Source organism: Vibrio sp. 1069, from assembly GCF_033340555.1.
This window is the reverse complement of sequence record NZ_JAWOWP010000264.1, coordinates 1-788: the sequence shown is the minus strand read 5'-3', so window position 1 is coordinate 788 and position 788 is coordinate 1. Positions and strand designations below refer to the sequence as shown.

Genomic DNA, 788 nt, shown 5'->3' with positions numbered 1-788 from the left:
CAAGCGCGCTTCGAAGAAATTCGTGATGAATACCTGAAGTTTTCTGAAAATCTAACTGGCGATATTGATATTCAAATTATCCCGATTTCAGCGCTGGAAGGCGACAACGTAGTGGATAAAGGACAGAACCTGAACTGGTTTGAAGGTCCATCGTTGCTTGAGTTGCTAGAAACGGTGGATGTGGACTACGAAAAAGGTGCGGGTGAATTCCGTTTCCCTGTTCAGTACGTGAATCGTCCTAACCTTGATTTCCGTGGCTTTGCGGGCACGGTGTCGTCTGGCTCTGTGAAAGTCGGTGATGCCATCAAAGCATTGCCGTCCGGTAAAACGTCGACTGTCGCTCGCATTGTGACCTTCGATGGCGACATTGAAGAAGCGCAAGCTGGTCTAGCCGTTACGCTGACTCTGAATGATGAAATTGACATCAGCCGTGGTGATTTGATCGTGCTGGAGAACGCGCAAGTGCGAACCACCAACCATTTGCTTGCCGATGTGGTGTGGATGACTGAGCAGCCGTTGCAACCTGGTCGTGATTACGACATCAAGATTGCAGGTAAGAAGACCGTTGGTCACGTAGAGTCGATTCGTCACCAGTACGACATCAATAACTTGTCGACACATAGTGCTGCGGAACTGCCTCTAAATGGCATTGGTTTGTGTGAGTGGTCGCTCAATGAATCAGTAGCTTTGGACAATTACCAAGACTGCGCAGATACCGGTGGTTTCATCATCATCGATCGCCTAACTAATGTGACCGTTGGTGCTGGTATGGTGAAAGAAAGCTTAAC

General features: G+C 48.5%; 1 protein-coding gene. It reads left to right on the top strand.

Going from position 1 to position 788, the window contains the following annotated elements; translation table 11 throughout:
- The coding region (locus R7040_RS25870; RefSeq protein ID WP_411978205.1) for an elongation factor 1-alpha C-terminal domain-related protein at window positions 1-788 on the top strand (788 nt) is incomplete at both ends.